This window comes from Arhodomonas sp. KWT, from assembly GCF_010993615.1.
In genome coordinates, this window is sequence record NZ_WNXE01000047.1 from 1 (window position 1) to 1,079 (window position 1,079).

1 protein-coding gene is annotated in these 1,079 nt (G+C 71.2%); it reads right to left on the reverse strand.

Annotation, left to right across the window (positions count from 1 at the left end):
- Positions 1–1,079: cytochrome c-type biogenesis CcmF C-terminal domain-containing protein (locus tag G7A99_RS25410; protein WP_305792317.1), on the reverse strand; the 1,079-nt coding region annotated here is incomplete at both ends.

Sequence of the window (1,079 nt, forward strand, 5' to 3'; positions counted from 1 at the left end):
CCGCGGGCCAGCGCCGCCCGGCGCTCGCGATCGAGCAGACGGCGGTAACGCGGATCGGTGGCACCGAGAAGACCACCGACGGCCATGATCAGCGCCCCGTACCAGACCCAGCGGAGCATGGGCTTGTACTGCACGCGCAGTGTCCAGCTGCCGTCCTCGCGGGGCTTGCCGAGGGCGACGAAGAGATCCCGGACAAGGCCGCCGTCGATCCCCGCCTCGGTCATCACGCGCATCCCGGAGGACGGGTAGCGACGCTTCTGCGGGTACAGGGTGGTAACCACCTCACCGTCACGCGAGATCACCACCGTACCCTGCTTGGCCGTATAGTTCGGCCCCTCCACCGTGGAGACGTCCTCCAGCCGCCAGGTGTAGCCCGCGGCCTGGTAGGACTCCCCGGGGGCGAGGCGGAGCGTGCTGTGCCAGTCGAAGTTGCCCACCGCGCTGACACCGAGGACGAACACCGCAAGGCCGGTATGCGCCAGGGTCATGCCCCAGAACCCGCGGGGGATCCCGCGCAGGGCGCGCACCCGGTCCCGGCGGCCACGCACGCGCTCGATCACCGCCTGCACGCTGGCCCACAGCATCCAGATCGCGAGCGCCACGCCCAGCACGCCCATCGGATGCATGCCCGTGAACCACCACGCGGTCACCACCGCCGCGATCACCGCGGCCAGCGCCGCCCAGCGCAGGGTGTGCAGCAGCCCGCGGGCATCGTGGCGCTTCCAGCGGACCAGCACGCCGACCCCGAGCAGCGCCAGCAGCGGGAGCATCAGGGGGATGAACACGGTGTTGAAGTACGGCGGACCCACCGAGATCTTGCCAAGCCCGAGGGCGTCCGTCGCCATGGGGTAGAGCGTGCCGGCGAGCACCGTGGCCGCGGCCACGGTGAGCACCGCGTTGTTGAGCAGCAGCAGCGTCTCCCGGGAGAGCAGCTCGAAGCGCCCGCCGCCGGCGAGCCGCGGCGCCCGCCACGCATAGATCGCCAGCGAGGTGCCGACCACGATCACCAGCAGCGCGAGGATGAACATGCCCCGCTGCGGATCGGTGGCGAAGGCGTGCACGGAGTTGAGCACCCCGGA